Annotated in this window: 23 protein-coding genes; 14 read left to right on the forward strand and 9 right to left on the reverse strand. The window is 42.8% G+C overall.

The genetic code is table 11. The features are described 5' to 3' along the window. Positions 1–2 precede the first annotated feature (2 nt). Positions 3–584: a non-canonical purine NTP diphosphatase gene (locus IRJ18_RS16530; protein ID WP_194107410.1), complete on the forward strand. Its 582-nt coding sequence runs from the start codon at positions 3–5 to the stop codon at positions 582–584. A 10-nt stretch (positions 585–594) separates the two neighbouring features. Here IRJ18_RS16530 and IRJ18_RS16535 read toward each other — a convergent pair whose 3' ends face one another. Beyond that, positions 595–1,584 (reverse strand): hypothetical protein, encoded by a 990-nt coding sequence (locus tag IRJ18_RS16535; RefSeq protein WP_194107411.1) that lies wholly within the window; start codon positions 1,582–1,584, stop codon positions 595–597. A gap of 55 nt (positions 1,585–1,639) precedes the next feature. On the opposite strand from IRJ18_RS16535, the gene IRJ18_RS16540 reads away from it, so the two are divergent. Together IRJ18_RS16540 and IRJ18_RS16545 are read left to right on the forward strand one after the other, a co-directional pair. After that, entirely contained in the window at positions 1,640–2,656 is a 1,017-nt protein-coding gene (locus tag IRJ18_RS16540; protein ID WP_194107412.1) for a dipeptide epimerase, read from the forward strand. 147 nt (positions 2,657–2,803) lie between these two features. Beyond that, complete coding sequence (locus IRJ18_RS16545) at positions 2,804–5,296, forward strand: M1 family aminopeptidase (RefSeq protein ID WP_194107413.1); 2,493 nt, start codon at positions 2,804–2,806, stop codon at positions 5,294–5,296. 180 nt (positions 5,297–5,476) lie between these two features. On the opposite strand, the gene IRJ18_RS16550 is transcribed toward IRJ18_RS16545, so the two are convergent. After that, a complete protein-coding gene (locus IRJ18_RS16550; protein ID WP_194107414.1) occupies positions 5,477–6,265 on the reverse strand; it encodes a lytic transglycosylase domain-containing protein in 789 nt (262 codons plus the stop codon). Between the two features lie 228 nt (positions 6,266–6,493). On the opposite strand from IRJ18_RS16550, the gene IRJ18_RS16555 reads away from it, so the two are divergent. The 3 genes from IRJ18_RS16555 (at position 6,494) to IRJ18_RS16565 (ending at position 9,921) form a co-directional block, all read left to right on the forward strand. Then, on the forward strand, positions 6,494–7,828 hold the full coding sequence (locus tag IRJ18_RS16555) for a pseudouridine synthase (RefSeq protein ID WP_194107415.1): 1,335 nt from the start codon (positions 6,494–6,496) through the stop codon (positions 7,826–7,828). 253 nt (positions 7,829–8,081) lie between these two features. Beyond that, positions 8,082–9,224, forward strand: a complete 1,143-nt coding sequence (locus IRJ18_RS16560) for a lactonase family protein (RefSeq protein WP_194107416.1) — start codon at positions 8,082–8,084, stop codon at positions 9,222–9,224. Positions 9,225–9,246: 22 nt separating this feature from the next. Next, on the forward strand, positions 9,247–9,921 hold the full coding sequence (locus tag IRJ18_RS16565) for a metal-dependent hydrolase (RefSeq protein ID WP_194107417.1): 675 nt from the start codon (positions 9,247–9,249) through the stop codon (positions 9,919–9,921). A gap of 17 nt (positions 9,922–9,938) precedes the next feature. On the opposite strand, the gene IRJ18_RS16570 is transcribed toward IRJ18_RS16565, so the two are convergent. The 3 genes from IRJ18_RS16570 to rsfS form a co-directional block, all read right to left on the reverse strand. Then, the gene (locus IRJ18_RS16570) at positions 9,939–10,580 is read right to left on the reverse strand and encodes a LutC/YkgG family protein (RefSeq protein WP_194107418.1); all 642 of its coding nucleotides are present in this window, start codon (positions 10,578–10,580) and stop codon (positions 9,939–9,941) included. A 69-nt stretch (positions 10,581–10,649) separates the two neighbouring features. Beyond that, positions 10,650–12,770: an ATP-dependent zinc metalloprotease FtsH gene (ftsH, locus tag IRJ18_RS16575; RefSeq protein WP_194107419.1), complete on the reverse strand. Its 2,121-nt coding sequence runs from the start codon at positions 12,768–12,770 to the stop codon at positions 10,650–10,652. Positions 12,771–12,839: 69 nt separating this feature from the next. Further along, the gene (gene rsfS, locus IRJ18_RS16580) at positions 12,840–13,214 is read right to left on the reverse strand and encodes a ribosome silencing factor (protein ID WP_194107420.1); all 375 of its coding nucleotides are present in this window, start codon (positions 13,212–13,214) and stop codon (positions 12,840–12,842) included. A 45-nt stretch (positions 13,215–13,259) separates the two neighbouring features. On the opposite strand from rsfS, the gene IRJ18_RS16585 reads away from it, so the two are divergent. The 4 genes from IRJ18_RS16585 (at position 13,260) to IRJ18_RS16600 (ending at position 16,907) form a co-directional block, all read left to right on the forward strand. Continuing rightward, entirely contained in the window at positions 13,260–14,039 is a 780-nt protein-coding gene (locus IRJ18_RS16585; protein ID WP_194107421.1) for a biotin--[acetyl-CoA-carboxylase] ligase, read from the forward strand. A gap of 6 nt (positions 14,040–14,045) precedes the next feature. After that, positions 14,046–14,495 (forward strand): protein-disulfide reductase DsbD N-terminal domain-containing protein, encoded by a 450-nt coding sequence (locus IRJ18_RS16590; RefSeq protein ID WP_194107422.1) that lies wholly within the window; start codon positions 14,046–14,048, stop codon positions 14,493–14,495. An 8-nt stretch (positions 14,496–14,503) separates the two neighbouring features. After that, positions 14,504–16,189: a protein-disulfide reductase DsbD family protein gene (locus tag IRJ18_RS16595; RefSeq protein WP_194107423.1), complete on the forward strand. Its 1,686-nt coding sequence runs from the start codon at positions 14,504–14,506 to the stop codon at positions 16,187–16,189. Positions 16,190–16,388: 199 nt separating this feature from the next. Next, positions 16,389–16,907 (forward strand): hypothetical protein, encoded by a 519-nt coding sequence (locus tag IRJ18_RS16600; RefSeq protein ID WP_194107424.1) that lies wholly within the window; start codon positions 16,389–16,391, stop codon positions 16,905–16,907. A 12-nt stretch (positions 16,908–16,919) separates the two neighbouring features. Here IRJ18_RS16600 and IRJ18_RS16605 read toward each other — a convergent pair whose 3' ends face one another. The 3 genes from IRJ18_RS16605 to panC all read right to left on the reverse strand — a co-directional run bounded on the left by IRJ18_RS16605 (position 16,920) and on the right by panC (position 19,255). Continuing rightward, positions 16,920–17,933: an energy transducer TonB gene (locus tag IRJ18_RS16605; RefSeq protein WP_194107425.1), complete on the reverse strand. Its 1,014-nt coding sequence runs from the start codon at positions 17,931–17,933 to the stop codon at positions 16,920–16,922. Positions 17,934–17,964: 31 nt separating this feature from the next. Continuing rightward, complete coding sequence (gene panD / locus IRJ18_RS16610; protein WP_194107426.1) at positions 17,965–18,315, reverse strand: aspartate 1-decarboxylase; 351 nt, start codon at positions 18,313–18,315, stop codon at positions 17,965–17,967. A 106-nt stretch (positions 18,316–18,421) separates the two neighbouring features. Beyond that, entirely contained in the window at positions 18,422–19,255 is an 834-nt protein-coding gene (gene panC, locus IRJ18_RS16615) for a pantoate--beta-alanine ligase (RefSeq protein WP_194107427.1), read from the reverse strand. Positions 19,256–19,409: 154 nt separating this feature from the next. Here panC and IRJ18_RS16620 point away from each other — a divergent pair, with 154 nt between their 5' ends. The 4 genes from IRJ18_RS16620 (at position 19,410) to IRJ18_RS16635 (ending at position 24,228) form a co-directional block, all read left to right on the forward strand. Beyond that, a complete protein-coding gene (locus IRJ18_RS16620; protein ID WP_194107428.1) occupies positions 19,410–20,234 on the forward strand; it encodes a glycogen/starch synthase in 825 nt (274 codons plus the stop codon). Between the two features lie 15 nt (positions 20,235–20,249). Then, positions 20,250–21,653 carry a DUF4270 domain-containing protein gene (locus IRJ18_RS16625; protein WP_194107429.1) on the forward strand — a complete coding sequence of 468 codons (1,404 nt, stop codon included), beginning with the start codon at positions 20,250–20,252 and terminating at the stop codon, positions 21,651–21,653. A gap of 103 nt (positions 21,654–21,756) precedes the next feature. Next, a complete protein-coding gene (gene glmS / locus IRJ18_RS16630; RefSeq protein ID WP_194107430.1) occupies positions 21,757–23,592 on the forward strand; it encodes a glutamine--fructose-6-phosphate transaminase (isomerizing) in 1,836 nt (611 codons plus the stop codon). 12 nt (positions 23,593–23,604) lie between these two features. After that, a complete protein-coding gene (locus tag IRJ18_RS16635) occupies positions 23,605–24,228 on the forward strand; it encodes a chloramphenicol acetyltransferase (RefSeq protein ID WP_194107431.1) in 624 nt (207 codons plus the stop codon). A gap of 78 nt (positions 24,229–24,306) precedes the next feature. Here IRJ18_RS16635 and IRJ18_RS16640 read toward each other — a convergent pair whose 3' ends face one another. After that, on the reverse strand, positions 24,307–25,800 hold the full coding sequence (locus tag IRJ18_RS16640; RefSeq protein WP_194107432.1) for a catalase: 1,494 nt from the start codon (positions 25,798–25,800) through the stop codon (positions 24,307–24,309). Positions 25,801–25,900: the final 100 nt, after the last annotated feature.

A 25,900-nucleotide genomic window follows, 5' to 3' on the forward strand; every position in this document is an offset into this window, starting at 1 on the left:
CTATGCCGCACCAACTTGTATTTGCGACCAACAACCGGCATAAGCTTGATGAAGTATCGGCCAAAATTGGAACCGACTTTAAGCTGCTTACACTTGATGATATTAATTGCACTGTCGATATTGAAGAAACCGGGATTACCTTCAGGGAAAACGCATCGATAAAAAGCAGGTTTATATATAATAATTATCACCAGGATTGCTTTGGCGATGACAGTGGGCTGGAAATTAACGCGTTAAACGATGAGCCGGGTGTGTATTCGGCACGTTATGCCGGTACACATGGTAACCATGCCGCCAATATAGCTAAAGTGCTGCACAATATGCAGGGGATAACTAACCGGACAGCCCGTTTCCGTACCGTGATCTCCATGATTTGGCAGGGCAACGAACATATTTTTGAAGGCACCGTAGAGGGTACTATCCGCCACGAAGTAGCCGGTAACGGCGGGTTTGGCTATGATCCCATTTTTCAGCCCGATGGCTATCATGTTACTTTTGCCGAAATGAGCCTGGAAGAGAAAAATAAAATTAGTCACCGCGCCAAGGCGATGGAGGGACTGATTAATTTTTTGAAAAAGGTTTAACAGCTCATTATTAGGCTTGCAGCGTTATATCGGCGGCATTTACAAATTCGCCTTCAGCATTTAGTAAAAAGCCCATCGGCTTCTCTGGGTTTTTAATGATCTCTAACAGCAGGAAGCCCCATTTTTTCCAAAAATTCTCCAGCACCTGGCCATAGGTTTTGTTTATCCAATGGTCAAACAATGGTTTGCTGTTCATTCCCCGCAAGGGCATGGCCTCTATATAAAGTTCCTCGCCCACAGGTAACAGGTTATACTCGGGCATGCGGTTGAACAGATAGGCCGAATAAAATACTTTAGCACAAAACTCCTCAAACTGGATAGGGTGCAGCGGTTTATCGCCAATTTTATCCAGCAGTTCCTGGTGGTAACGGCGGTTGGCGCCATTATCCTGCAAACAGATGATCAGCCCCATATCGCGCAGGCGGATAGAGAAGGTAAGTGTGTTGATCTCATCGCGGTACACAAACTCATCTGGCGCATTATTTACCTTGAACAGGAACAGGCTATAGGGTTTGAATCCATCAAAAAACACTGGCTGGTTAATACTTTGCAGCATTAAATGCAAATGACTAAATTTATGGATGATAGATTGAGAGATATTAAAATCTTCGCCCTGCGCATGCTGTAGTTTAATACCGGCCTGCATCTCGTTAAATATCATCCCATAAATAAACTTGGCAGCCCATTGGAATAACTTTAACTCGTTTAACGCTTGTACTGCATCATAGCCTTTATCAAATGCCTCGGCTATTTCCTGTTCCAACGGTTCAAAAAATTGGTTATTGACAGCAGTAGCACAAGGTACTTTCAGGTCTTTATAGGTGGTAATGCTTTCATCCAGTAATTTAAAAGGTTTTTCTTCCAACGCGTAACGCAGCATCAGCCACTGTGGGAAAACCTGTATGCGTTCCTCATCGGGGTTAACCGACTCACCTGTTAAGAAGCAATTGCGGTTGCTGAAATTAAATGTATCAAAAGGGTTATAAATTTTTACCGGCATAAGCCGCAAAGATAAGCATTGATGTACCTGAAAATTTTTAGCTTTGAATTTTAACATGAAACTGACTTTTCGCCCATACGAATTAGAGCTGCGCCACCCCTTTACGATATCGGGTTTCTCGCGCACATCAACCCCATTAACGCTGGTAGAATTATCGCACGAAGGTTTTACCGGGCACGGCGAAGCATCTATGGTACCTTATATGGGCGAAAGCCACCAAAGCGCGGCCTTGTTTTTAAATAAGGTTGACGCGAAGGAGTTTCATTACCCTTTTGATTACACGCGCATTGGCCAGTACCTGGATAGTATAGCAGTTGGCCACCCGGCTATAAAGGCAGCTATTGATATAGCCCTGCACGATTTGGACGGTCAGTTGCAAAACAAGCCCTGCTGGCAATTACTGGGCAGCGATTTAGCTAACATGCCTGTCACCAGCGTAACTATTGGGATTGATACGCCTGAAGTGATCCTTAAAAAAACGCATGAAGCTATAAATGAGGGGGCCAAAGTAATAAAAGTAAAGCTGGGCCGTGATAGCGATAAAACGCTGATTGATACCATTCGCTCGGTTACGCAGGTACCATTGTATGTAGATGCCAACCAGGGTTGGACTGACCTGCAGGAAAGCCTGGATATGACCCACTGGTTAAAAGAGCAGGGCGTGCAACTGATAGAACAGCCCTTTGCCAAAGCTAATATTGACGCAAACGCCTGGCTGACAGAACGCAGCCCGATAGCTATTATAGGCGATGAAGCTGTACAGCGCCTGGCTGATGTAGACAAGGCTGCCGGGGCTTATCATGGCATTAATGTAAAGCTAATGAAATCGGCAGGCATGCACGAAGGGCACCTGATGATAAAGCGCGCGAAAGGATTGGGCCTAAAAGTACTGATAGGCTGCATGAGTGAAACCAGCTGCGCCACCTTAGCCGCCGCCGCCCTTGCCCCACAATGCGATTGGGCCGATTTGGACGGGCCTTTCCTTACACGGAATAACCCTTATGCTTTACCGGAATTTAAAGATGGGAAATGGGTGTTGAATGGAGATGCAGGCTTAGGGTTGAAGGGATAGTCATCACATCAATTTATTATTCGTGCATAGTATTTTGGCTTTCACAAAGTAAACTATAAATTAGCATTTTATAAGTTTAACTGATCGCCGGTCAAGAATCGTTATAACCCCATTATAACAAAGCTCATCGGCACTACAAACCAACTAATGATAAAATTAAGATCAATTTCAGCGCTAATTATAGCGGGAGCATCGCTTACCGCTTTAGCACAGGTGGCAGCAGCGCAGGCCCCAACAACACCAATGGCCACCAGCACCGTTTACCGGGCAACAACCACCAAAGTAAACGACCTTATCCACACCAAACTGGATGTGCGTTTCGATTACAAAAAACGCTATATGTACGGTAAGGAATGGGTGACTTTAAAACCACACCAATATCCTACAGATTCGCTTCGTCTAGATGCCAAGGGCATGGATATTAAAACTGTAGCGGTTGTTAAAGCCGGGAAAAACGTTCCGCTTAAATATAAATACGAGGACAGCCTGCAGCTAAACATCAAACTGGATAAAACCTATCTGAACAATGAAAACTATACGTTGTATATTGATTATACCTCGAAACCAAATGAATTGAAAGTAAAAGGCAGTGCGGCTATTAACGATGCCAAAGGCCTGTACTTTATCAATCCTGACGGTACCGAAAAGGATAAGCCTACGCAGATATGGACACAGGGCGAAAGCGAAAGCTCATCGTGCTGGTTCCCTACTATCGACAAACCAAATCAGAAAACTACCGACGAGATCAGCATGACCGTATTATCTAAATACGTTACCCTATCAAACGGTAAACTGGTATCGCAAAAAGCTAATGCTGATGGCACGCGTACCGATACCTGGAGGATGGACCTGCCCCACTCGCCATACCTGTTTATGATGGCTGTCGGCGATTTTAAAATTTATCACGATAAGTGGAAGGACAAACCGGTTGACTACTACCTGGAGCCTAAATATGCCCCTTACGCCAAGGAGATTTTCGGCATGACACCGGAGATCATCGATTTTTATTCAAAAACGCTGGGTGTTGATTATCCCTGGAATAAATACGCACAAATTGTAGTGCGCGATTATGTGAGCGGTGCGATGGAAAACACTACGGCTACCCTGCATGGCGAATACGTGCAAGGCACTCCGCGCGAACTGGCCGACGCCTACTACAATGATGGCCGCAGCACTATTGCGCACGAGTTATTTCACCAATGGTTTGGCGATTACGTAACCTGCGAAAGCTGGAGCAACCTAACCGTCAACGAATCGTTTGCTGATTTTAGCGAAACCCTTTGGGCCGAGCATAAATACGGACAGGATGAAGGCGACGCGCATTCGTATACAGATATGATAAATTATATGGCCCAGCCAGAGAATGCAAAAAAAGACCTGGTGCGCTTTTATTATAACGATAAGGAGGATATGTTTGATGCCGTTACCTACCAAAAAGGCGGTACCATATTAAACATGCTGCGTAACTATCTGGGGCGCGATGCTTTTTACAAAGGCTTAAATATTTACCTAAAAACAAATGCCCTTAAAAATGGTGAGGCACAGCAACTGCGTTTAGCGCTTGAAGAAGCCAGCGGCAAGGATTTGAACTGGTTTTTTAACCAGTGGTACTACGGCGCTGGTCACCCGGTAATGAATATCAGCTACAAGTGGGATGCCGCGAATAAAACTGAAACGGTATACTTTAAGCAAAGTCAGGCTGGCCAGACATTCACTTTGCCATTGGCTATAGATATTTACCAGGGCGGTAAAAAAGTACGCCACAACTACTGGGTGCGTAACGCGGCTGATTCGGTGACCTACCAACTTGTCGGCAAACCCGAGCTGGTGAATGTGGATGGCGATAAGAAAACCCTTTGGGCCAAAACTGATACTAAAACATTGGACGAATTAGTATTCCAGTACTTCAACGCGCCATTATTTGTAGATCGCCTGGAGGCTATAACTGCATCTTTGGCCAAACAAACCGATAAAGGCGCGCAAAAAGTGCTAATTGCCGGCCTTAACGACAAATATTATGGGTTGCAGATTAAAGTGCTGAACGGACTTGATTTAACCAAAGATGATATCCGTAATACGGCAGTGCCTGTTATTGCTAAACTTGCCCAAACCGATCCTAACAACTTGGTTCGCGCAGCGGCCATCAACGCGCTGGGTAAATTAAAAGCATCGGGCAATATGGGCATATTTAAAGCGGCCATGGCCAGCCCTTCATTAGCGGTGCAGGGGGCCGCTTTAAAAGCAATTGGGCTGCTTAACCCTACCGATGCTTTGCCATTGGCTAAAGGACTGGAAAAGGGCAGCGAGGGTGCGCTAACCACCACCATTATTGGAATTTACTTTGACAACGGTAATTCTGCCGAATGGCCATACATCCGGGAGAAATTTAAGACCTTACCTATTCAAAACAAATTCCCTTTATTGCGAAAAATGGGGGCATATTTAGGTCGTATTGATAACCCCGCCTACGTGCAGGAGGGTGTAACGATACTGAAAGAGATAGGTATCCAGTTTAAATCGCAAGGCGCAGGGCCATTTATGGTCAACATGCTTAACACCGTTAAAGCCGACCGCGTAAAATTAAACGATAACGCTTCGGCAGCCTTTATTGACAATGCTGTTAAAGAAATAGGAAATTAGTTCCTTAGATTATCAAAAGGGCCGCCTTCGCAGGTGGCCTTTTTGTTTTATGAATTGCACACGGTGTTACTATGGTTTTGGAACTGGTGTGATAAACCCTTAATCCACGAATATATAGCCACAAAAAACCCGGCCACCATTGGGTAACCGGGTTTTAGTAGCTCCGTAATTTGTTTTTGCTTAGTTAACCGCCAGTAATTCTTCTGAGGGTTTTAACCAGCTGTAAGTATTTTTGTAGCCATAGGTAACCGGGTTTTTGATTACCTCTTTCATGGCTAATAACTTATACACATAGCTGCCGGTTTCGGCATTAAGGTGCATTAAGTAATAGTTGTGTTTATTGTCTTTATGAATTGCTCGCTGCAATTTAATCGATCCAAGGTTATAAGCCGCCGCTGTTAACGTCCAGCTGTTAAATTCGCCATATAGTTCGCGCAGGTAAATACAGGCTGCGACGGTCGATTTTTTCAAATTCAATCGTTCATCAACTCCTTTACCAACTTTTAAGCCATAAGTGCGCGCTGTGCCTGGCATAAACTGCCACAGACCACGTGCACCGCGGCTGGATGTACCTGAACACAGTCCCGATTCAACCAATGGGATGTATTTAAAATCGTCCGGGATACCGTACATTTTTAAGATGGGTTCAATAACCGGAAATAATTCCAAAGCTTTTCTGTGCAACAGGTTCGAACCCACGCTACGGAAGCTGTGTTGCTTTAAAGAGTATTTAAGCTTACGGTTAACATTTGCATTATTTACCGGAATTGATTCATCGGCAAAATTAATATCATCATTGGCATCTTTCTTGTACCTGATGAGAGTGGAGGCACTACTATTGTTCGCAGCGCGATCGATAGTAGTAATTGATACTGATTTCCTCTTAATTGTGGTGCTGCCAATAAACAGCTGAGAAACGATAAACAGCACCAAAATTACGGAGCACGTAATTAAGTGTTTTTTAATCATTCATGTTTTTTTAGTGAACAAATAAGTGATAAGGCGCTGCAAAGATACACATATTATTCAGAATATCAAACACTTACAAAAACGCCTGTTTTTCAGGTAGTTTCATAAGCGATAAAAGCACCGCCTAATTACACAATCAACCAAACACCTGCCGGTTTAGAAATGTTTTAAAAATTGTTAAAAAATTGTACCTTTACACCCCCGCTGAGAAGCGCTAAACAACAATATATGGCATTTAAAAATCCACGGAACGGTCGCGACGACAAGTCCGGCAAACCAGCTAAGGGTGATGGTCCTAAAAGACCGGCAACTTCTTCAACCCGAGGCAAAACAGGCGCATCAGATAAACCAAATGCAGACCGCCAAAAGAAACGCTATACCAGCGATCCATCAACAGAAAAAAAATCATACGCACGCAAACCTTCAGGCACAGGCTACGGCCCGGGTGATAAACCCGCCCGCAAGTTTGGTAGCGATGCAGCAGGAGATAAAAAACCTTACGGTGCACGTGATGGCAAACCCACCTTTGGGGCTAAAAAACCCTATGGCACCCGTGGTAGCGATGCTCCTGGCGACAAAAAGCCTTATGGCAGCCGTGGCGATAGCAAACCAGCCTTTGGCGACCGCCCTAAACGCAGCTTTGGCAGCGAAGCGCCCGGCGATAAAAAATTCAGCAAACCGGCAAGTGGCGGCTTTAAGAAACGCGAAGGCGCTAACGAAACCCCTTTCCGCAAACGTGAGGAAAGCAGCTACGCACAACGCCCTGCCCGCGAACGCCGTGACGAAGACCAGCCGACACGTATTATGCGTGGCCGCAATAAAAAAGCAGATAAGGCTGCCGATGACGGCCTGATACGCCTGAACCGCTATATTTCTAACGCCGGCATCTGCTCGCGTCGCAAAGCCGATGAGTTGATCGTCGCGGGTGTAGTATCGGTAAATGGCGAGGTAGTGAATGAATTGGGCTATAAAGTAAACCCGCAAAAAGATGTGGTGCGCTACAACGGCGAAACCCTGAAACGCGAGAAAATGGTTTATGTGTTACTTAATAAACCAAAAGATTATATTACCACTACCGACGACCCGCAAGAACGCCGCACCGTTATGCACCTGGTTGAAAAGGCCAGCCGAGAACGTATTTATCCTGTTGGCCGCCTTGACCGTAACACCACCGGCCTTTTATTAATGACCAACGATGGCGACCTGGCCGATAAACTTTCGCATCCGCGTAACAGCGTAACCAAACTTTACCAGGTTGAACTGAACAAGGCGTTAAGTCAGGGCGATTTGAATAAAATTGGCTTTGGCCTGGAGCTGGAAGATGGTTTTATTAAGCCCGATATGGTTAGCTATGTTGCCGGCGCAAGCAAAAAAGAAATTGGCATACAGATACACAGCGGCAAAAACCGCATTGTACGCCGCATTTTTGAATCACTTGGCTACGAAGTAGTTAAGCTTGATCGTACCATTTACGCAAACCTTACCAAGAAAGACCTTCCGCGCGGCCGCTGGAGGTTCCTGGAAGAAGAAGAGATCATCCAGCTTAAGCATTTAATAAAATAAGGTAAGCTTAAAAGTTTATACATATAAAAATAGCGGTGGGTTAAAACCTATCGCTTTTTTTATAAGCTCCTTTTTGGGAGCGCTCCCTGGGAACATGTACCGACTTAGGGGGCTATATGCATAGATAAATCCCCCCTTTGCGCAAAGAATACGGCTTGGCCACGCTAATAACAATGATATACGTATCCCTGAATTTTTGCGTTTATCTGTATTGTTGTTAACTTGCACCTGATACCAATTTACATCCCTGGAAATGAAAAAATTACTGTTTGCCATTGCGCTATTATGGTCTGTTAATCTACTTGCGCAAAAAAAGGACGCAACACCCAAAACCTACGACCTACTGATCGGCACCTATACAACGGGCGAAAGTAAAGGCATATATGTGTACCGGTTTTATACCGAAACTGGCCGCACAGCTTATTTGAACGAGGTTGACGGGGTTGATAATCCATCATACATCTGCGTAGCCAAAAACAATCGTTTCGTTTACTCGGTTAATGAAATTGGAGCCGACAGAAAAGGCAGCGCAAGTGCTTATTCGTTCGAACCTAAATTGGGTAAAATAGAATTGATCAACAAACAGCCATCAACAGGTACCGGGCCTTGCTATATCTCTGTAGACAAAGGGCAGAAACATGTATTTTTAGCCAATTACCAAAGCGGCGCGTTATCGGTATTGCCAGTTAATAAAGATGGCTCGCTGGGTGCGGCGGTACAAACTATTCAGGATAGTGGCCATGGAGTTAATAAATCCCGCCAGGAAGGGCCGCATGTACATACCGCAGTGCTTTCGCCTGATGAGAAATACCTGCTATATACAGATCTGGGCACGGATAAACTAAATATCTATCGATATAAATCCGGGCAGGATAAGCCCTTAAGCCCCCCAGAACCATCAAGTTTTGATGTGGTCGCCGGTCACGGCCCGCGCCACCTGGCATTTTCACCGAATGGTAAATACCTGTACCTCGTTACCGAAATGGGCGGGGTTATTTATGTATATGATTATGATGGCCCGAAATCGAAGCAACTGGAAGCCATTAGCATGCTGGCCGATGGTTATAAGGGTGCTGTTGGTGCAGCAGATATCCATATATCGCCCGATGGAAAATTCCTGTATGCAACCAACCGTGGCGATGCTAACGAAATAGTTGTATTTGCTATTAATCCCGATAATGGTCGTTTAACCTTTGTTGAGCGTAAAAGCAGCATGGGTAAAGGCCCACGCAATTTTGTGATTGATCCCAGCGGTAATTTCCTGCTGGTAGCTAATCAGATGAGTAACGATATTTATGTTTACCGCATTAATAAACAAACCGGTAAATTAACACTAACTACATCAAAGATCAGTATAGGCAACCCAAGTTGCTTAAAATTTACACCGGCGGAATAGAAATATCAAATTATACTATACAATGAAATACACCTTTTATGGACAATCGTGCTTTGAATTAGAGACCGGGGGCAAAAAGCTGTTGTTCGATCCTTTTATTACGCATAACCCCCTGGCAAAGGATATTGATATCAATAAGCTGACGCCAGATTACATCCTGTTATCACACGGGCATGGCGATCACATTGGCGATCTGATCACTATACAAAAACAAAGTGGCGCTAAAGTGATATGTATTGCAGATATTGGTTATTGGCTGGGCAGGCAAAATATTGAAGCGCATGGCATGAATATAGGCGGCAGCTTTAATTTTGATTTTGGCAGGGTAAAAATGGTTAATGCTATCCATAGCAGTACCTTACCCGATGGCGCCGCAGGTGGTAGTTCTGCTGGTTTTGTAATTTATGCTGAAGGCAAAAAGATATACTTTGCAGGTGATACTGCCCTTACCTATGATATGAAGCTATTGGCCGATGAAAAACTTGACTGGGCTATTTTACCTATTGGCGATAACTTTACTATGGGTATTGATGATGCGATCCGCTCAACCTATTTTTTTAACTGTAAAAACGTAATAGGTGTACACTACGATAGCTTCCCGGTAATAAAAATTGATAAAGAGGAAGCCATTAGCAAGTTTACCAATGCAGGTATTAACATACAACTACCAGCTATTGGCCAGGGTTTAGAATTGTAACCATCACTGTGGGTCTTTCAGCTATCCAGCAAAAACACAAATAATTCCTTAGGGCCGTGGGCACCTAATACCAATGTTTTTTCAATATCAGCGGTTCGGCTGGGGCCGGTGATATTGCTGATCATGCTGGGGATATCCTTCCCGTATTTTTCTTTGATCAGTTTAAACCCATCCTTCAAATCGGGAACCAGTTGCGATGCATAGGCTATCACCAAATGTACCGGGGGATAAATGCTTAACCTGCGCCCGGCACCATTAGCGTTTGATATTAATACGCTACCATTGCGGGCAATCAATGCTTCGCACAGGGTAATCCCCGCGTCTGCCTGCTCAAAGTCTTTATCCGTTTCATAAAAAGGGAATTCATAGTTGGCCAGCAGTTGCTGCAAGGCTGATTCCCAGCAGTATATTTTACGCCAGCCGCGTTCTTCAGCTAAGGTGAGCAGGTGCTCTACCAGGTTTATTTCATCCTCACAAAAAACAAATTCGCCTTTTACAGCCATTAATTCTTCTGCAAAGGTTACTTCAAGCAGTTCCTCTTCGAAGTTGGCATATAATGGCAGGTCTTCCAGGTTAGGATATGGATTGTCCCTTTTCTCCAACAAGGCCTTGCGTACCTTTTTAAGTAATTTCTCTTTTGCCGTAGTAATATCTTTCATTTAAGCTGAAATATAAAAGCCACCATGTGTTGCAAACATAGTGGCTTTTTAAACGAATAACTAAAATATTTATTCACTTGCCTGTGTGGCGTCCTTTTCTTCGGGATTACGGTTAAACGTACCCGAATGATCGCCTACACCTTCGTGAATTAAATTTTTGGCAGCTATGTCCTGGTCGCCCGGTTCATCAGTACCGTTCACAAATTCGTCATATGTGGTACGGTTATCAAAAGGGCGTTTGCCTAATATTTCTTCCAGATCGCTTTGGAAAAGGATTTCTTTTTCTAAAAGCTTATCGGCCAATTTTTCTAAACCTTCGCGTTTTTCTATTAATAACTGCTTGGTAGTAGCATATACATCATTTATAAGGTTGCGTACTTCACCATCAATTAATTCCGAGGTTTTTTCAGAATATGGTTTATTAAACTGGTATTCGCCTTGCGTATCGTTGAAGGATACGTTACCTACCTTGTCATTCATACCATAAATAGTTACCATGGCATAAGCCAGTTTGGTAATGCGCTCAAGGTCGTTTTGGGCACCGGTAGATATTTTACCGAACGTAATATCCTCAGCAACGCGGCCACCCATTGTCATGCGCATACCATCAAGTAATTGTTCTGTAGTATACAGGAATTGCTCTTTTGGCAGGTATTGGGCATATCCTAAAGCTGCCACGCCACGCGGTACAATAGATACTTTAACCAACGGATCGGCATGTTCCAGGAACCAGCCTGCAATAGCATGACCAGCCTCATGATAAGCTACAATACGTTTTTCTTCGGGTGATATGATCTTATTTTTCTTTTCCAAACCGCCAATTACACGGTCGATGGCGTCTTGAAAATCCTGCATATCAACCGCCTCTTTATTTTTACGGGCAGCAATGAGGGCAGCCTCGTTACAAACGTTGGCAATTTCAGCACCGGCAAAGCCAGGGGTTTGTGCCGATAGTTTTTTGGCATCAACACCATCAGCCAGTTTAACTGGTTTTAAGTGTACCTTAAATATCTGCTCGCGACCGATCAAATCTGGCTTATCAATAGATACCTGGCGGTCAAAACGTCCCGGGCGTAATAAAGCTGAGTCTAATACATCAGGGCGGTTGGTAGCTGCCAGAATAATGATACCCGAATCGGTACCGAAACCATCCATCTCCACTAATAACTGGTTCAGTGTGTTTTCGCGCTCGTCGTTACCGCCTACAATATTGTTTTTACCACGGGCACGGCCAATCGCGTCAATCTCATCAATAAAAATGATACACGGTGCTTTATCTTTGGCTTGGCGGAACAAATCGCGCACACGCGATGCACCTACACCCACAAACATCTCCACAAAATCGGAACCTGAGAGCGAGAAGAAAGGTACCTGTGCTTCACCTGCAACTGCCTTTGCCAGCAAGGTTTTACCGGTACCCGGCGAGCCTACAAGCAATGCGCCCTTAGGTATTTTACCACCCAGGTTGGTGTATTTTTTAGGGTTTTTCAGGAAATCAACAATCTCCATTACCTCCTGCTTTGCTTCTTCCAGGCCAGCCACATCATTAAAGGTAACCGATACCTGGGCTTCTTTATCAAACAAGGTAGCTTTTGATTTCCCAATGTTAAATATCTGGCCACCCGGGCCGCCACCTGTGCCACCGCTCATACGGCGCATAATAAACAGCCATACCGCGGCAAATAATATTACCATAATTACGCCCTGAAACAGCCAGTTTGAGAACAGGTTGTTAGGGTTCTCATAGTCGATATGGGTTTTTTGATTATCCGGAATATCTTTTTCTGCATTAGCCACTGCAGTGTTCAACGCATCAAACGATGCATAAGTAAACGTGTATTGCGGGCCGTTGCTGGTATTCATAGCTATACTACGGGTATCGCGTACATCGGCATATTGCGGTTTTTTAAGGCTTTCTTTTTTAATATAAACATCTACCACTACCAGGTCGCCACTTTTATAGGCTACAAGTTTTTCAACATCGTGCGGTTTAAGCATCTCGGTTTCAAACTTTTGGTAATTGGTTTGCTTGGCGCCGTTACCATTAAGTATGTAAGGAACAACAAGCAGGGCCACTATAATAATGGCATAAAACCACATAAAGTTAAATTTAGGCGGTTTAGGCACTATTTTTTTATTTGTGGATATTTTACGTATGGGCTTTGGCTTTTCCAATTTATTATCTTTCATTTTTAGTTGTTAGGCTTAAACGCATCATTCCAATGCAAATTATACAGGGATACAAAATCGGTATGATGTTTAAGCGCTTTTGTAATTTTTAATTTCGGCATCCCCCCACAAATCTTCCATCCCATAAAACTCGCGTTTGTCGGTCCTGAATATGTGTACCACCACATCTACATAGTCCAGTAATATCCATTCGGCAAATTCATGTCCTTCTTTGCGCCAGGGTTCCTGTTTGGTGGCTTTATAAATTTCTTCTTCAACACTGTCGGCAATAGCCTTTACTTGTGTGCCCGAGTCGGCATGGCAAATCACAAAATAATCTGATACGGAACTGAAGATATTCCGGAGGTCTAATCTCACTATATCATTTCCCTTTTTTTCCTGGATACCATGAATGGCCAATTCAGAAAGATAAGCCGACTCTTTTAATGCTTTATTTTTTACCATTAAAAAGGTTTAATTTTGAACCAATTCGATAATTGCTAATATACATTGCAAAATAACATAATTTCAGGATTATTTGTTGGACAAAATTTAGTTATTCTAAAAGAAGTAGCTTCAACAAATAATTATCTTAAAGATTTACTGTCAAATTCCAAGCCAGTTGCTGATGGAACAGTCATTATGGCAGAAAGCCAGTTTGCTGGGCGTGGCCAGCAGACAAATCGCTGGCATAGCGAGGCAGGAAAAAACCTAACATTCAGCCTGCTGCTAAAACCTGGCTTTTTAGCGCTGCAACAACAATTCGACTTAACCAGGGTTATCAGCCTTGGAGTTGTTACAGGATTGCAACAAGCCACAGGCCTACCTGTACAGATAAAATGGCCTAACGATATTTATGTTGGCGAGAAAAAGCTGGGCGGCATCCTGATAGAAAACCTGGTACAGGGCAGTACTATTAAAAACTCGGTAATAGGTATAGGTTTGAATATTAATCAGGAAAGCTTCCCACCTGAAGTTCCCAACCCAACATCTGTAAAGCAGATATTACAAAAGGATTATGATTTAAATGTATTATTATCTCAAATTTGCGGTTATATAGAGGCCTGGTACCTTAAACTTAAAGCCGGCAGGCTTGACGAGATACGGGAGCACTACCTGGCTAATTTATATTGGTTAAACCACGAGCACAAATTCATGTCGGATGATGGAGTGATCTTCACCGGCACAATTACCGCTGTAAGGAATAACGGCTTTTTAGTACTAAGTACCAAAAGTGGCGAAAAGGAGTTTACCTTGAAGCAAATACAATTTTTAAATAAACCAAGTTAATAATAAATGAAAAAGTTACTGTTAGTGTTAGTTGTGCTTTTTGCAGGCCCTAGCGCATTTGCACAAATTGAAGGCCACGTTACCTGGGCCTATGCTGCCAAAAAGGTGAGTGCTACCGAGGCTGTCATATTATTAAAAGCTACAATTGATGATAACTGGCATATTTATTCGGCTTATCAAAAAGATGGCGGGCCGATAAAAACATCTTTCAAGTTTAACAAATCGGCAGATGTGATGCTGGAAGGCAAAATTATTGAGCCAAAGCCGCATACCTCGTACGAAAAGAATTTTGGCATGAACGTAAGCTACTTTGAAAATTCGGTAGTGTTTCAGCAAAAGGTTAAGTTAAAGGGCAAGAAAGCTACCGTTAAAGGTAGTTTGGAATACATGACTTGTAACGATCAGAAATGCCTGCCGCCGGAAACTGTTGAATTTGCTGTAAACGTAGTCCTGTAATTCCCTCAATGAAATATTTAATAGCCCGTGGGTTAAAGCCGCTTGTTTTACTGGTGGCTTTACTGGCATTCACAGCAAGTGGTGTAGCGTTTGCGCAAACCGATACGGTAAGTACCGGCGATGTGCAATTCACCAGTATACCTACCAAAGCCGATAGCATAAAAGCTTTTAAGAAAAAGCAGGATAGTATTGCCAAAGCCCAAGCTGCCCAGCCAAAGGTTGTTGCTAAAAAGGATGAGAAACCAAAAACACTGTGGCAGATATTTATAGCCGGGTTTATTGGTGGTTTTGCAGCATTTTTAATGCCCTGCGTTTACCCAATATTGCCTTTAACGGTGAGCTTTTTTACAAAGAAAGGGGGCAGCCGAACCAAAGCCATAGTACAATCAGCGCTTTATGGTTTATCCATCATTGTTATTTATGTTGCTTTAGGTTTTATCATAACCTTATTGTTTGGCCCATCTGCACTTAATGCATTGGCAACAAACGGGATATTCAACTTTTGTTTTTTTGTGCTACTGGTTATATTCGGTATTTCGTTCCTGGGCGCATTTGAAATTACATTACCCAGCTCGTTAGCCAATAAAATGGACGAGAAATCGGACAAGGGCGGGCTTATTGGGATTTTCTTTATGGCGGCTACGCTTGTGGTTGTATCATTTTCATGTACCGGGCCAATTATTGGCTCCGTATTGGTAGAGGCCGCAACCAAAGGCGAACGTTTAGCCCCGGCTATTGTGATGCTTGGTTTCTCGTTAGCGCTGGCATTACCATTTACCATATTCGCTATGTTCCCTTCGGCGCTGAAAAGCTTGCCAAAATCGGGCGGGTGGTTAAATAGCGTTAAAGTGATATTAGGCTTTATAGAGATCGCTTTCTCGCTTAAATTCCTTTCGAATGTAGACTTAGCCTATCACTGGAACTGGTTCGACCGTGAGATATTTCTGTCCCTTTGGATAGCTATTGGTTTAATGATGGGCTTATACCTGATAGGAAAGATCAAGTTTTCGCATGATAGCGATGTGCCCTACCTTTCTGTACCGCGCACATTTATAGCTATGATAGTGTTCGCATTTGTGGTTTATATGATACCGGGCTTATGGGGGGCGCCATTAAAATCAATCAGTGCGTTTTTACCGCCTTTAAGTACGCAGGATTTTGACTTATCAAGCGGTATAAGCGCTGCCCCGGCATCTGCTGCCAATACCAGCACCATAAAAACCAAAAAGTACGAAGAGATATTTAAGCGCATGCCTAAAGTTAAAGGCATTGATGACTGGTACGATTATGACCAGGCGATTGAAGTTTCAAAACAATTACATAAACCTATACTAATTGATTTTACCGGGTGGAACTGTGTAAACTGCCGTAAAATGGAGGCCAACGTACTACCATCGCCCGAGGTATTGAAACGCCTGCAAAACGATTTTGTTGTAGTACAATTGGTTATTGACGATAAAACGGAGTTAGACCCGGCCGAACAATTTGTATCAAAGCTAACCGGTAAAAAAGTAACAACGCTTGGCGGCAAATGGCTCGACCTGGAGATCTCGAAATACAATTCTAACGCACAGCCCTTTTACGTAATTATTAATGAAAAAGGGGAAACGCTTGTGCCCCCCCAAGGTGCTAATTTTAATATTGACGAATACATAAAATATTTGGATAGCGGCATTGCCGCCTATAAAAAATAAGCCGGTTTATCTTCTGGCCAGAAAGGAAAGGCGATACTATAAAGTGTCGCCTTTTTTTATTTACACCTGGCATAACTGGCTTTGTTACAAGTAATATCAAACATTACACGGTTACGGTAGTTAAAAATGCTTATTTAAGATTATAAACACTCAAAAAATTACTAACTTGCCATAGCACTGAACTAATTATACATCTAACATGAAAACTGCGTACTTACTGCTGGTGGCATTAACGCTTTCTGCCTGCGGAACAATGCAATCCATTGTTAAATCATCATTCCCATATACTGCCACGCTAACCATTTCCCACACTGCCGATGTGGGCAAAGAATATTCGGCCATGAGTACGGCAAACAGTTTTGATCAAAATTTTGCGAAAGGGGGGAATGATGCCGCTTATGTGAACGCCGTTCGTATCATATCGGCGAAATTGCAATCAACAGACCCTTCCGATTTTAATATTGGCCAGTTAGCATCATTACAAGTATATGTATCAAAAATTGATGGGAAAGGCGAAGAAATGGTAGCTTCCCGTAAAAACATTAACCCAACTATTGGCAACAGCCTGGTACTGGATATAGATAACACCCACTTTTTAGATGAAATTGTACGCGAATCGAACGTAAGGGTCCGCCTGGTTTATAAACTACGCAACGCAATACATACCGATGTTAAATTACACCTGGTAATGAATATCGCGGCTTATCCTAATAAATAATAAATTTCTCTTTTAGAATTTGTTACCTAAGGTAAAAGTTACAGGTATGGTAAATTGCTGCCTCACCGGTATGCCATGTTGCTCAGCCGGTTTCCACTGCGGTGATTCTTTTAAAACCCTCAAAGTTTCCTCAGCCATTGCTGTAGAGGGTGTGCGAAGTATCTTAAAATCTGTTAAAGACCCGTCTTTGTCAATCACAAAAGTTGCATAGACCTTTCCTTGTACATTACTTCTGCGATCATCAGCCGGATATTTTACACTTCTACCAATATAATTATAAAAATTTAAAACGCCACCTGGATATTCCGCTGAAGCTTCAGCTACTTTGTATGTATATTGCTTCCCAAACTTATCGGTGGAATTCCCACTTAAAAAAGTACCATTATCATAGTTTTCGATATAGGCGAAGGTAGTACCTTTTTCACCGCCTTTCCATTGGCCATCATGTTTTCCGTTCTTAACAGCGCCTTCCTCGTAATTGTCGTTTGCTTTTATCCCATCTATTCCGAAAAAGCTTTTGGCAAATTTTGGGTTGGGCGGTTGGCGGTACGCAGTAAACCATCTGTTGCCGTTAATTATCAAAGCTTTACCGGTAGAATCATTACAAGTAATAATAGCATCTTCTACCGAAACTTGTTGGGGATTAGCCGGGTCTTTAACCAGATAATTGTACTCCTTAACCAAATAAACATTTCCGTTGGGGAAATAAAGTGTTTCTTTCAGCTTTCGGTTCGCTTTGTAAATAACTATAGACGCTTTTTTACCGGATAAATAGTATTCTGTACATTCGCCTTCAAGCACCATATCATTGGGTTTAGTGCTTGCGCCGGTACAGTAAACTTCACCGGTTATAAATTTTTCGATAAAGAGATACAGATTAGATCCGGCTTCCGGGCCGGTTACCGTGCGACTATAAAGGGCGCTATCCTGTGTTGTTTTTTGGCGATCGCGCTTAAAATACGTGGTTTGCTGTGCAATGCTGTTATAAACGCTAAACAGTAATAAGATCAGAAATAGGTGTTTCATTCAATGGTACTTGTGATATAGTACCGCTAAACTACTTAATTAATTTATTATCGTTATCAGGGAATACTAAAATGGGCTGGTAGGCACGGGCTTCATCCTGCTCCATGTAGGCGTACGACATGATGATTACCACATCGCCAACCTGGGCCAAACGGGCTGTTGCGCCATTAAGGCATACGGTACCGCTGCCACGCTCGCCTTTAATTACATAAGTTTCAAAGCGGGCGCCGTTGTTATTATTAACAATCTGCACTTTTTCGTTGGGGATAATATTAGCAGCCTCTATCAGGTCGGCGTCAATAGTAATACTGCCTACATAGTTCAATTCGGCCTGTGTTACCCTAACGCGGTGAAGCTTTGATTTTAACACCTCAATAATCATGGTGCAAAGTTAGTATTTATTGGTTGATAGTTCATAGTTGATAGTTCATAGGCAACTGCAATATTGCAAACACATGAAGATGAAAGTCTTATAAAACCACCATGAACTACAAAAGCACATTATCAATAAGCCTGGTTTTACCCACACGGGCTGCTACTAAAGCAACAAATGTTTTTGAGTTTTTATTGGCCGGGTGCAGGGTTTCACCATCAGCTATTTCCATATATTCCAGTTCGACGCCTTCTTGGTGGCGGATGATATCAGCAGTTTGCCCCTGCAATTGCAAGATGTGGTTGGCATTAAAATTATCCTTTAGCCAAAAAAGCGCCTTTGATAATACTAATGCCTGCTGCCTCTCAGTACCGGAAAGATGAACATTGCGCGAACTCATTGCCAACCCATCAGCATCGCGCAATATGGGGCACATTACCAGTTTAACCGGTATATTAAGCAATTGCACCATACGGGCAATTACCATAAACTGCTGATAATCTTTTTGCCCAAAAAAGGCAACGTCGGGCTTTACAATATCAAACAGCTTATATACCACCTGAGTAACCCCCTGGTAATGCCCCGGGCGAAATTTGCCTTCCAGTAAAAACTCCAGCTCTCCAATGGCTAAATGCCATTGCTCATTACCGGCATACATTTCGTTCACTTCGGGATTAAACAAAATATCACAACCTACCTGTTCCAGCTTCACGGTATCCTGTTCAATTGGGCGAGGGTACTTTTCCAGGTCTGCAGGGTCGTTAAATTGCGTAGGGTTCACAAAAATTGTGCTTACCACCACATCGGTTTGGAGCCGGGCTTGCGCCAATAGCGATAAATGCCCCTGGTGCAACGCGCCCATAGTAGGCACTAAACCAATGGTTTTACCCGTAGCGCGCATCTCATCCAGATACTGGCGCAGTTCTTTTTTTAGCTTAAATACCTTCAAAGGCGTATATATTTAAAAAAGTGGGCAAAGTTGTACAATTAGAATTAATAAACCAAACTTACTTGCATAAACCGTTGCTAATTGTTAGAATAATGATTATATTTGCAAACTCAAATTTTTTGAGTTCTGTACATAAATTAAAACACTGATAAAGATGGGTAAATCTAAGCTTCTGTTTATAACTCATGAAATGTCACCTTTCCTTGATCTCACCAAAATTTCTGAAATAACCCGCCAGTTGCCGCAAGCAATGCAGGATAAGGGATTTGAGATACGTATATTAATGCCTCGTTTCGGGAATATTAATGAAAGGCGCAACCGCCTGCACGAAGTGATCCGTTTATCGGGGATGAACATTATTATTAATGATAATGACAACCCGCTGATCATTAAAGTAGCGTCGATACCATCGGCACGTATGCAGGTATATTTTTTAGATAACGAAGAGTATTTTCAGCGTAAGCACGTATTTACAGACAAAGACGGCAAGTTTTATGCCGATAACGACGAGCGGATGATCTTTTTCTGCAAAGGCGCTATTGAAACTGTGAAAAAGCTGGGCTGGTCGCCTGATATTGTACACTGCCATGGCTGGATGAGCGCGCTGGTACCAGTATATCTGAAAACCACTTACAAGGATGATCCAACTTTTAAGCATTCAAAAGTGATCTATTCGGTATATGAAAATGATTTTAAAGAGCAATTAAATCCAGAATTCGCACACAAAGCCATTATGGCCGATATGGGCGAAGAACATACTGAAGCATTTAAACCAGGCACTAACGCCGCCCTCGACTATGGTGCTATTAAATATTCGGACGGAGTAGTTTTGGGTAGTGCAGAGATTGATGCCGAAACGTTAAATAATGTTAAAAACAGCCATAAATCGGTTTTAGAATACAATTATACCTCTGATTTCGAAAATTATTACAATTTTTACGACGAAATCACCAATGATGAATTGGTGGATGTTGCATAAGTTTTTAACGCGCGTATGAAATTTTTCAGAATAGACTTATTGACCCTGTTAATAAGTCTTTTTATTTTAAGTAGTTGTAAAAATCAGGACGGTATTGGGCTTAATCCCGATCAATCATTGAACGGCACATTACTAGTTGATGATAATATAGCAGTAAATACTGTACCGGAAGATTCGGTAATAACTAATGGGCTTACAAAAACCCCGCTGGGATATTTTAACGATCCACAGATTGGCACAACCGAATCTAATGTAGCAGCTGTGCTAAGCCTGCCCTTAAGTTCGGCATATACCCCACCTTCCAATACCATTACTATCGATTCGGCTGTATTGGTTTTACGTTATGCTAACGGGTTTTATGGCGATTCTTTAACATCAAAATATAAGGTTAATGTTTACCAGTTGAATGAAAAACCACTTAGTACTATAAATTATTACAATACCCGTGCATGGAACTATAACAACAGTGTATTGCTTGGTACTAAAACATTTAATTCGCGCACGCACACCCCGGTTAAGGTTACCGATATAGTTTCTGGTGCTAAGGATACGTTAAAAACCTTGCCACCTCAGGTTAGAGTACCTATTAGTGCAAGTTTTATTAATAATAACCTGTTTAATGCCAGCAGTACTGTATTGGCCTCGAATACGCTCTTTCAAAACGCGGTAAAAGGCCTTTATTTTACCATGGATAAAACACAGCCTGGCGCCGGTGGCACCTTTATGTTGCAAATGGATTCAAGTAACGTAATGGTTTACTACCGCACAACCGATGGTACAACAACCGACACAGCCACTGTAACATTACCCTTTGCGCAGCGTGCTGCCCAAATTAAACATACTTATAATGCAACCGTTCAGGGTGTACTCAGCAACCAAGCCGCACCAAACAGCACGTTTTATATACAGGGTTTGGCCGGCTTAAGAACCAAAATAAGTTTTCCTAATTTGAAAGATATTGTTACTGCTGCAGGCAGCGATATTGTTATTAACCGTGCCGAACTTGTTATTACCCCAACGGTTGGCAGTACTATACCGTTTACACCACAAACAAGGTTGAATATGTATCAACTGGATCTGGCCAATCAGCGTACGGTTATACAGGATGCATCAGCGGCAGACAAAAGATATTTGGGTGTTGATGTGTTTGGTGGTTTCTATACCGCTAAGAACGATTACCATTTTATTATAACTGGGTATATTCAGGATTTGATTACTGGTAAGACCAAGGATTACGGTACTTATCTTGGTGCTACAGATTTTGCTGATAATATTTCAAGCATTACATCTACTTATTACCAGGCCACACCGCAAACTGCAGGGCGGCTTGTAGCTGCGGGAAAAGTGACAAACACCTCCCTCCCCGATTATCCTTACCGGATTAAACTAAACATTATTTATACTAAGACCATTAAATAAATTAAAATCCCCGCTAAGGGGATTTATTATTTATATACTTTAGCAAAACAAATTGCGGCTTTTTTGTTAAAGCCATTAGTTAAATTAAAATCTACCCATTTTTATGTGCGGAATTGTAGGATACATAGGCCAAAGAGAAGCTTACCCCATTATTATAAAAGGCCTGCACAGGCTGGAATACCGCGGTTATGATAGCGCAGGTATCGCTTTACTTGATAAAGAATTAAAAGTTTATAAAAAAGCCGGAAAGGTTAGTAACCTTGAAGACTTTGTAAAAGATGTAAGTGTTAAAGGCACTGTAGGTATGGGACATACCCGTTGGGCTACCCACGGAGCCCCCAGCGACCGCAACTCGCATCCACACACATCGGGAGATAGAAAACTGACCATTATACACAATGGTATTATCGAAAACTATTCGGTAATAAAAGAAGCATTGCTGAGCAAAGGCCACGTTTTCAAAAGCGATACTGATACCGAAGTTTTAATACACCTTGTTGAAGATATTCAAAATGAAACCGGACTTGACGTAGAAGAAGCCGTACGTATTGCTTTAAACAGGGTCATTGGTGCCTATGCCATTGTAATTATGAGTCAGGATGACCCCGATTTGCTTATTGCAGCACGCAAAGGCAGTCCGTTGGTAATTGGTGTTGGCAAAGGTGAATACTTTATTGCTTCAGACGCTACACCTATTGTAGAGTATACTAAAAATGTGATCTATTTGAATGATAATGAGATAGCTTACATTCGCCGCGAAGACCTGTTAATTAAAAATATTGATAATACCATCCAGGTACCTTATATCCAAAAGCTGGAACTGCAACTGGAAATGCTTGAAAAAGGCGGCTACGATCATTTTATGATGAAGGAGATATACGAGCAGCCCCGGTCTATACGGGATTGCCTGCGCGGTCGTATCTATCCTGAGAGTGGCATTGTACAGTTAGGTGGTATTAAAGAATATGCCGAGAAGCTAAAAAATATTGATCGAATTATTATTGTGGCTTGTGGTACATCATGGCACGCGGGCCTGGTAGGCGAATATTTGATTGAAGAATACGCCCGCGTACCTGTTGAGGTGGAATATGCTTCTGAGTTCAGGTATCGTAACCCTATTATTTCTGAGAAGGATTTGGTGATTGCCATTTCACAATCGGGCGAAACCGCCGATACCATGGCGGCTATTGAATTGGCTAAAGAAAAAGGCGCCACTATTTTTGGGGTATGTAATGTAGTTGGCGCCTCAATACCACGCGCGTCGCATGCGGGTGTTTATACCCACGCTGGGCCCGAAATAGGTGTGGCATCAACCAAGGCTTTCACCGCTCAGGTTACCGCGCTTACGTTAATGGCGTTTTACATTGCACAGCAAAGGGGCGCTATAACACAAGGTAAACTTGTAGAATATTTAACCGAGCTGAACGAAATACCCGACTTGGTGGAGCGTGCTTTAAAATCTAACGAACAGATTAAAGAGATTGCCGCTAAGTTTAAAGATTCAAATAACTGCCTGTTTCTTGGCCGTGGCAGCTCGTTCCCCGTGGCATTGGAAGGCGCGTTGAAGCTTAAGGAGATATCATACATCCATGCCGAAGGTTATCCTGCTGCCGAAATGAAACATGGCCCCATAGCCCTGATTGACGAAGATATGCCGGTAGTGTTTATCGCAACCAAACATTCATCGTATGAAAAGGTGGTGAGCAACATACAAGAGGTTAAAGCCCGTGGCGGCCGTGTAATTGCCATTGTAACCGAGGGCGATACCACCGTGAGGGATATGGCCGAATATGTGATAGAGATACCACAAACTGGCGAGGCCTTTGTGCCGCTACTGGCTACTATTCCGCTGCAATTGTTATCATATCACATTGCCGTTATGCGCGGCTGTAATGTCGATCAGCCACGAAACCTGGCTAAATCGGTTACGGTAGAATAATGCAAAGGTGAAATGCCACAAAAACTGGATATAGAAGAATGGAACCGAAAGGAACATTTTAATTTCTTTAAGACATTTGATACACCTTACTATGGTGTTACGGTACAATTAGATTGTACCCGTGCTTACCGGCAGGCTAAAGCCTTAGGTGTATCATTTTATAGTTACTACCTGCACAAAACGCTTGTTGCGATAAATGCTTCCGAGAATTTTAAATATCGGATAGATGGCGATGACGTTTACATTTGCGACCAGGTAAATGCATCGTCGACCATTTTGCGGGATGATCATACTTTTGGGTTTTCGCATATTATATTCAACTTGGATATAGCTGAATTTCACAAAGGCGTAGTGCAGGAAATTGAGCGTATAAAAGGCACTACAGGTTTATTTACCACTGGTCCGCTAACCGATGTGATACATTTTTCTGCATTGCCCTGGGTAAATTTCACAAGTATATCCGAAGCTTTTAACAAAAACGCGGGCGATAGCTGCCCCAAAATAGCTGTGGGGAAATTAACTGAGACTGATGGTCGTAAAGTTATGCCATTTGCCATACATGTGCACCATGCTTTGGTTGATGGTTATCATTTGGGATTGTTTTTAGATATGTTGCAGTTATTATTAAACGAATAATGGAAAACGAACAAGCCTCGTATTATTCTGCGAGGCTTGTTCCTTAATATTTGAACTTGTGGTAAACATATTCCATCCCTACGCTGGCATATGTTTCATGGTTTCGTCCAAATTCAATTCTAAACCCTTGGCTATAGCCATGCCCAAGCCCATATCGGCACGGAACCAGTGACAAAGCTGGCGGTTGGTTATTAGTTCTTTCTTAGGCCCATCTATACCTTTCATAGAATGTACTATGTTTTTAATAAGGTCGGCTTTTGCTTCCGGGCTCATTAAACGGTACAGGGTACCGGGTTGGGTATAATGATCATTTTCGCCTTCGGCGTTGCGGTCATACCAATCGGCAGTATGTGCGCCTAAATCCCATGCCGGTTCTTTGTAATGCGGGTCGGCTTCTATTTCATCAAAACTATTAGGGAAATAATTTGGTGCTGAACCGTGGTTACCGTTAACTGTCATTAGCCCGTCGCGTTGATAATTGGCTACCATAAAAGGACACTTATTTACCGGTAGCTGTTCGTAATTACCGCCCAACCGGTAACGGTGTGCGTCAGGATAACTTAATATCCGGCCCTGCAGCATTTTATCGGGCGAGTAACCGATCCCGTCTATCACGTGCGCAGGTGCAAAGGCGGCTTGCTCAACATGTGCAAAATAATTATCAGGGTTTTCATTTAGTTCCAGTATCCCAACATCAATTAACGGGTAATCGCCGTGGGGCCAAACCTTAGTTAGGTCAAACGGATTGATATGATACGTTTTGGCATCATCTTCGGGCATTACCTGTATTTTCATGGCCCATTTTGGATATTCGCCATTATCTATATGCGTTAACAGGTCATGCTGGGCAAAGTCGGGGTTAGTGCCGCGCATAGCGCCGGCTTCTTCATCAGTAAAGTTTTTAATGCCCTGTAAGGTTTTAAAGTGAAATTTCACCCAAAAGCGTTCATTCCTGGCATTAATTAACGAGAACGTATGGCTGCCGAAACCATCCATATGACGATAACCATAGGGTGTGCCACGGTCGCTCATTACTATCATTACCTGGTGGAGGCTCTCGGGGTTAAGCGACCAAAAATCCCACATCATTGTCGCGCTTTTACAGTTGGTATAAGGATCGCGTTTTTGAGTATGAATAAAATCACCGAATTTCTTCGGATCTTTTACAAAAAACACCGGGGTGTTGTTGCCTACTAAATCCCAGTTGCCATCTTCCGTGTAAAATTTAATAGCGAAGCCTCGCGGATCACGTTCGGTGTCGGCACTGCCTTTCTCTCCCCCAACAGTGCTAAACCGTAAGAATAGCCTGGTTTGTTTGCCTATCTGGTTAAATACTTTAGCGCGTGTGTATTGCGTAATATTATGTGTAATTGTTAAGGTGCCATACGCGCCCGATCCTTTGGCATGCACTACGCGTTCGGGGATGCGTTCGCGGTTAAAGTGCGCCATTTTTTCATGAAGGATAAAATCCTGCAATAATATCGGGCCGCGCGGACCAACAGTCATGCTGTTTTCGTTCTCGGCATAAGGTATTCCAGAAGCTGTTGTTAGCTTTTTTTTGTTGGTTGCCATAGTGGTAAGTATTTAATGGGTTAGCTTAAAGCAAACTTGCGCATAAAATAACTATAGAAAAAATCAATAATACCTATCTTCGTATAGATTAAAACTATAT

The sequence above is a fragment of the Mucilaginibacter boryungensis genome, from assembly GCF_015221995.1.
GTDB classification, from domain to species: domain Bacteria; phylum Bacteroidota; class Bacteroidia; order Sphingobacteriales; family Sphingobacteriaceae; genus Mucilaginibacter; species Mucilaginibacter boryungensis.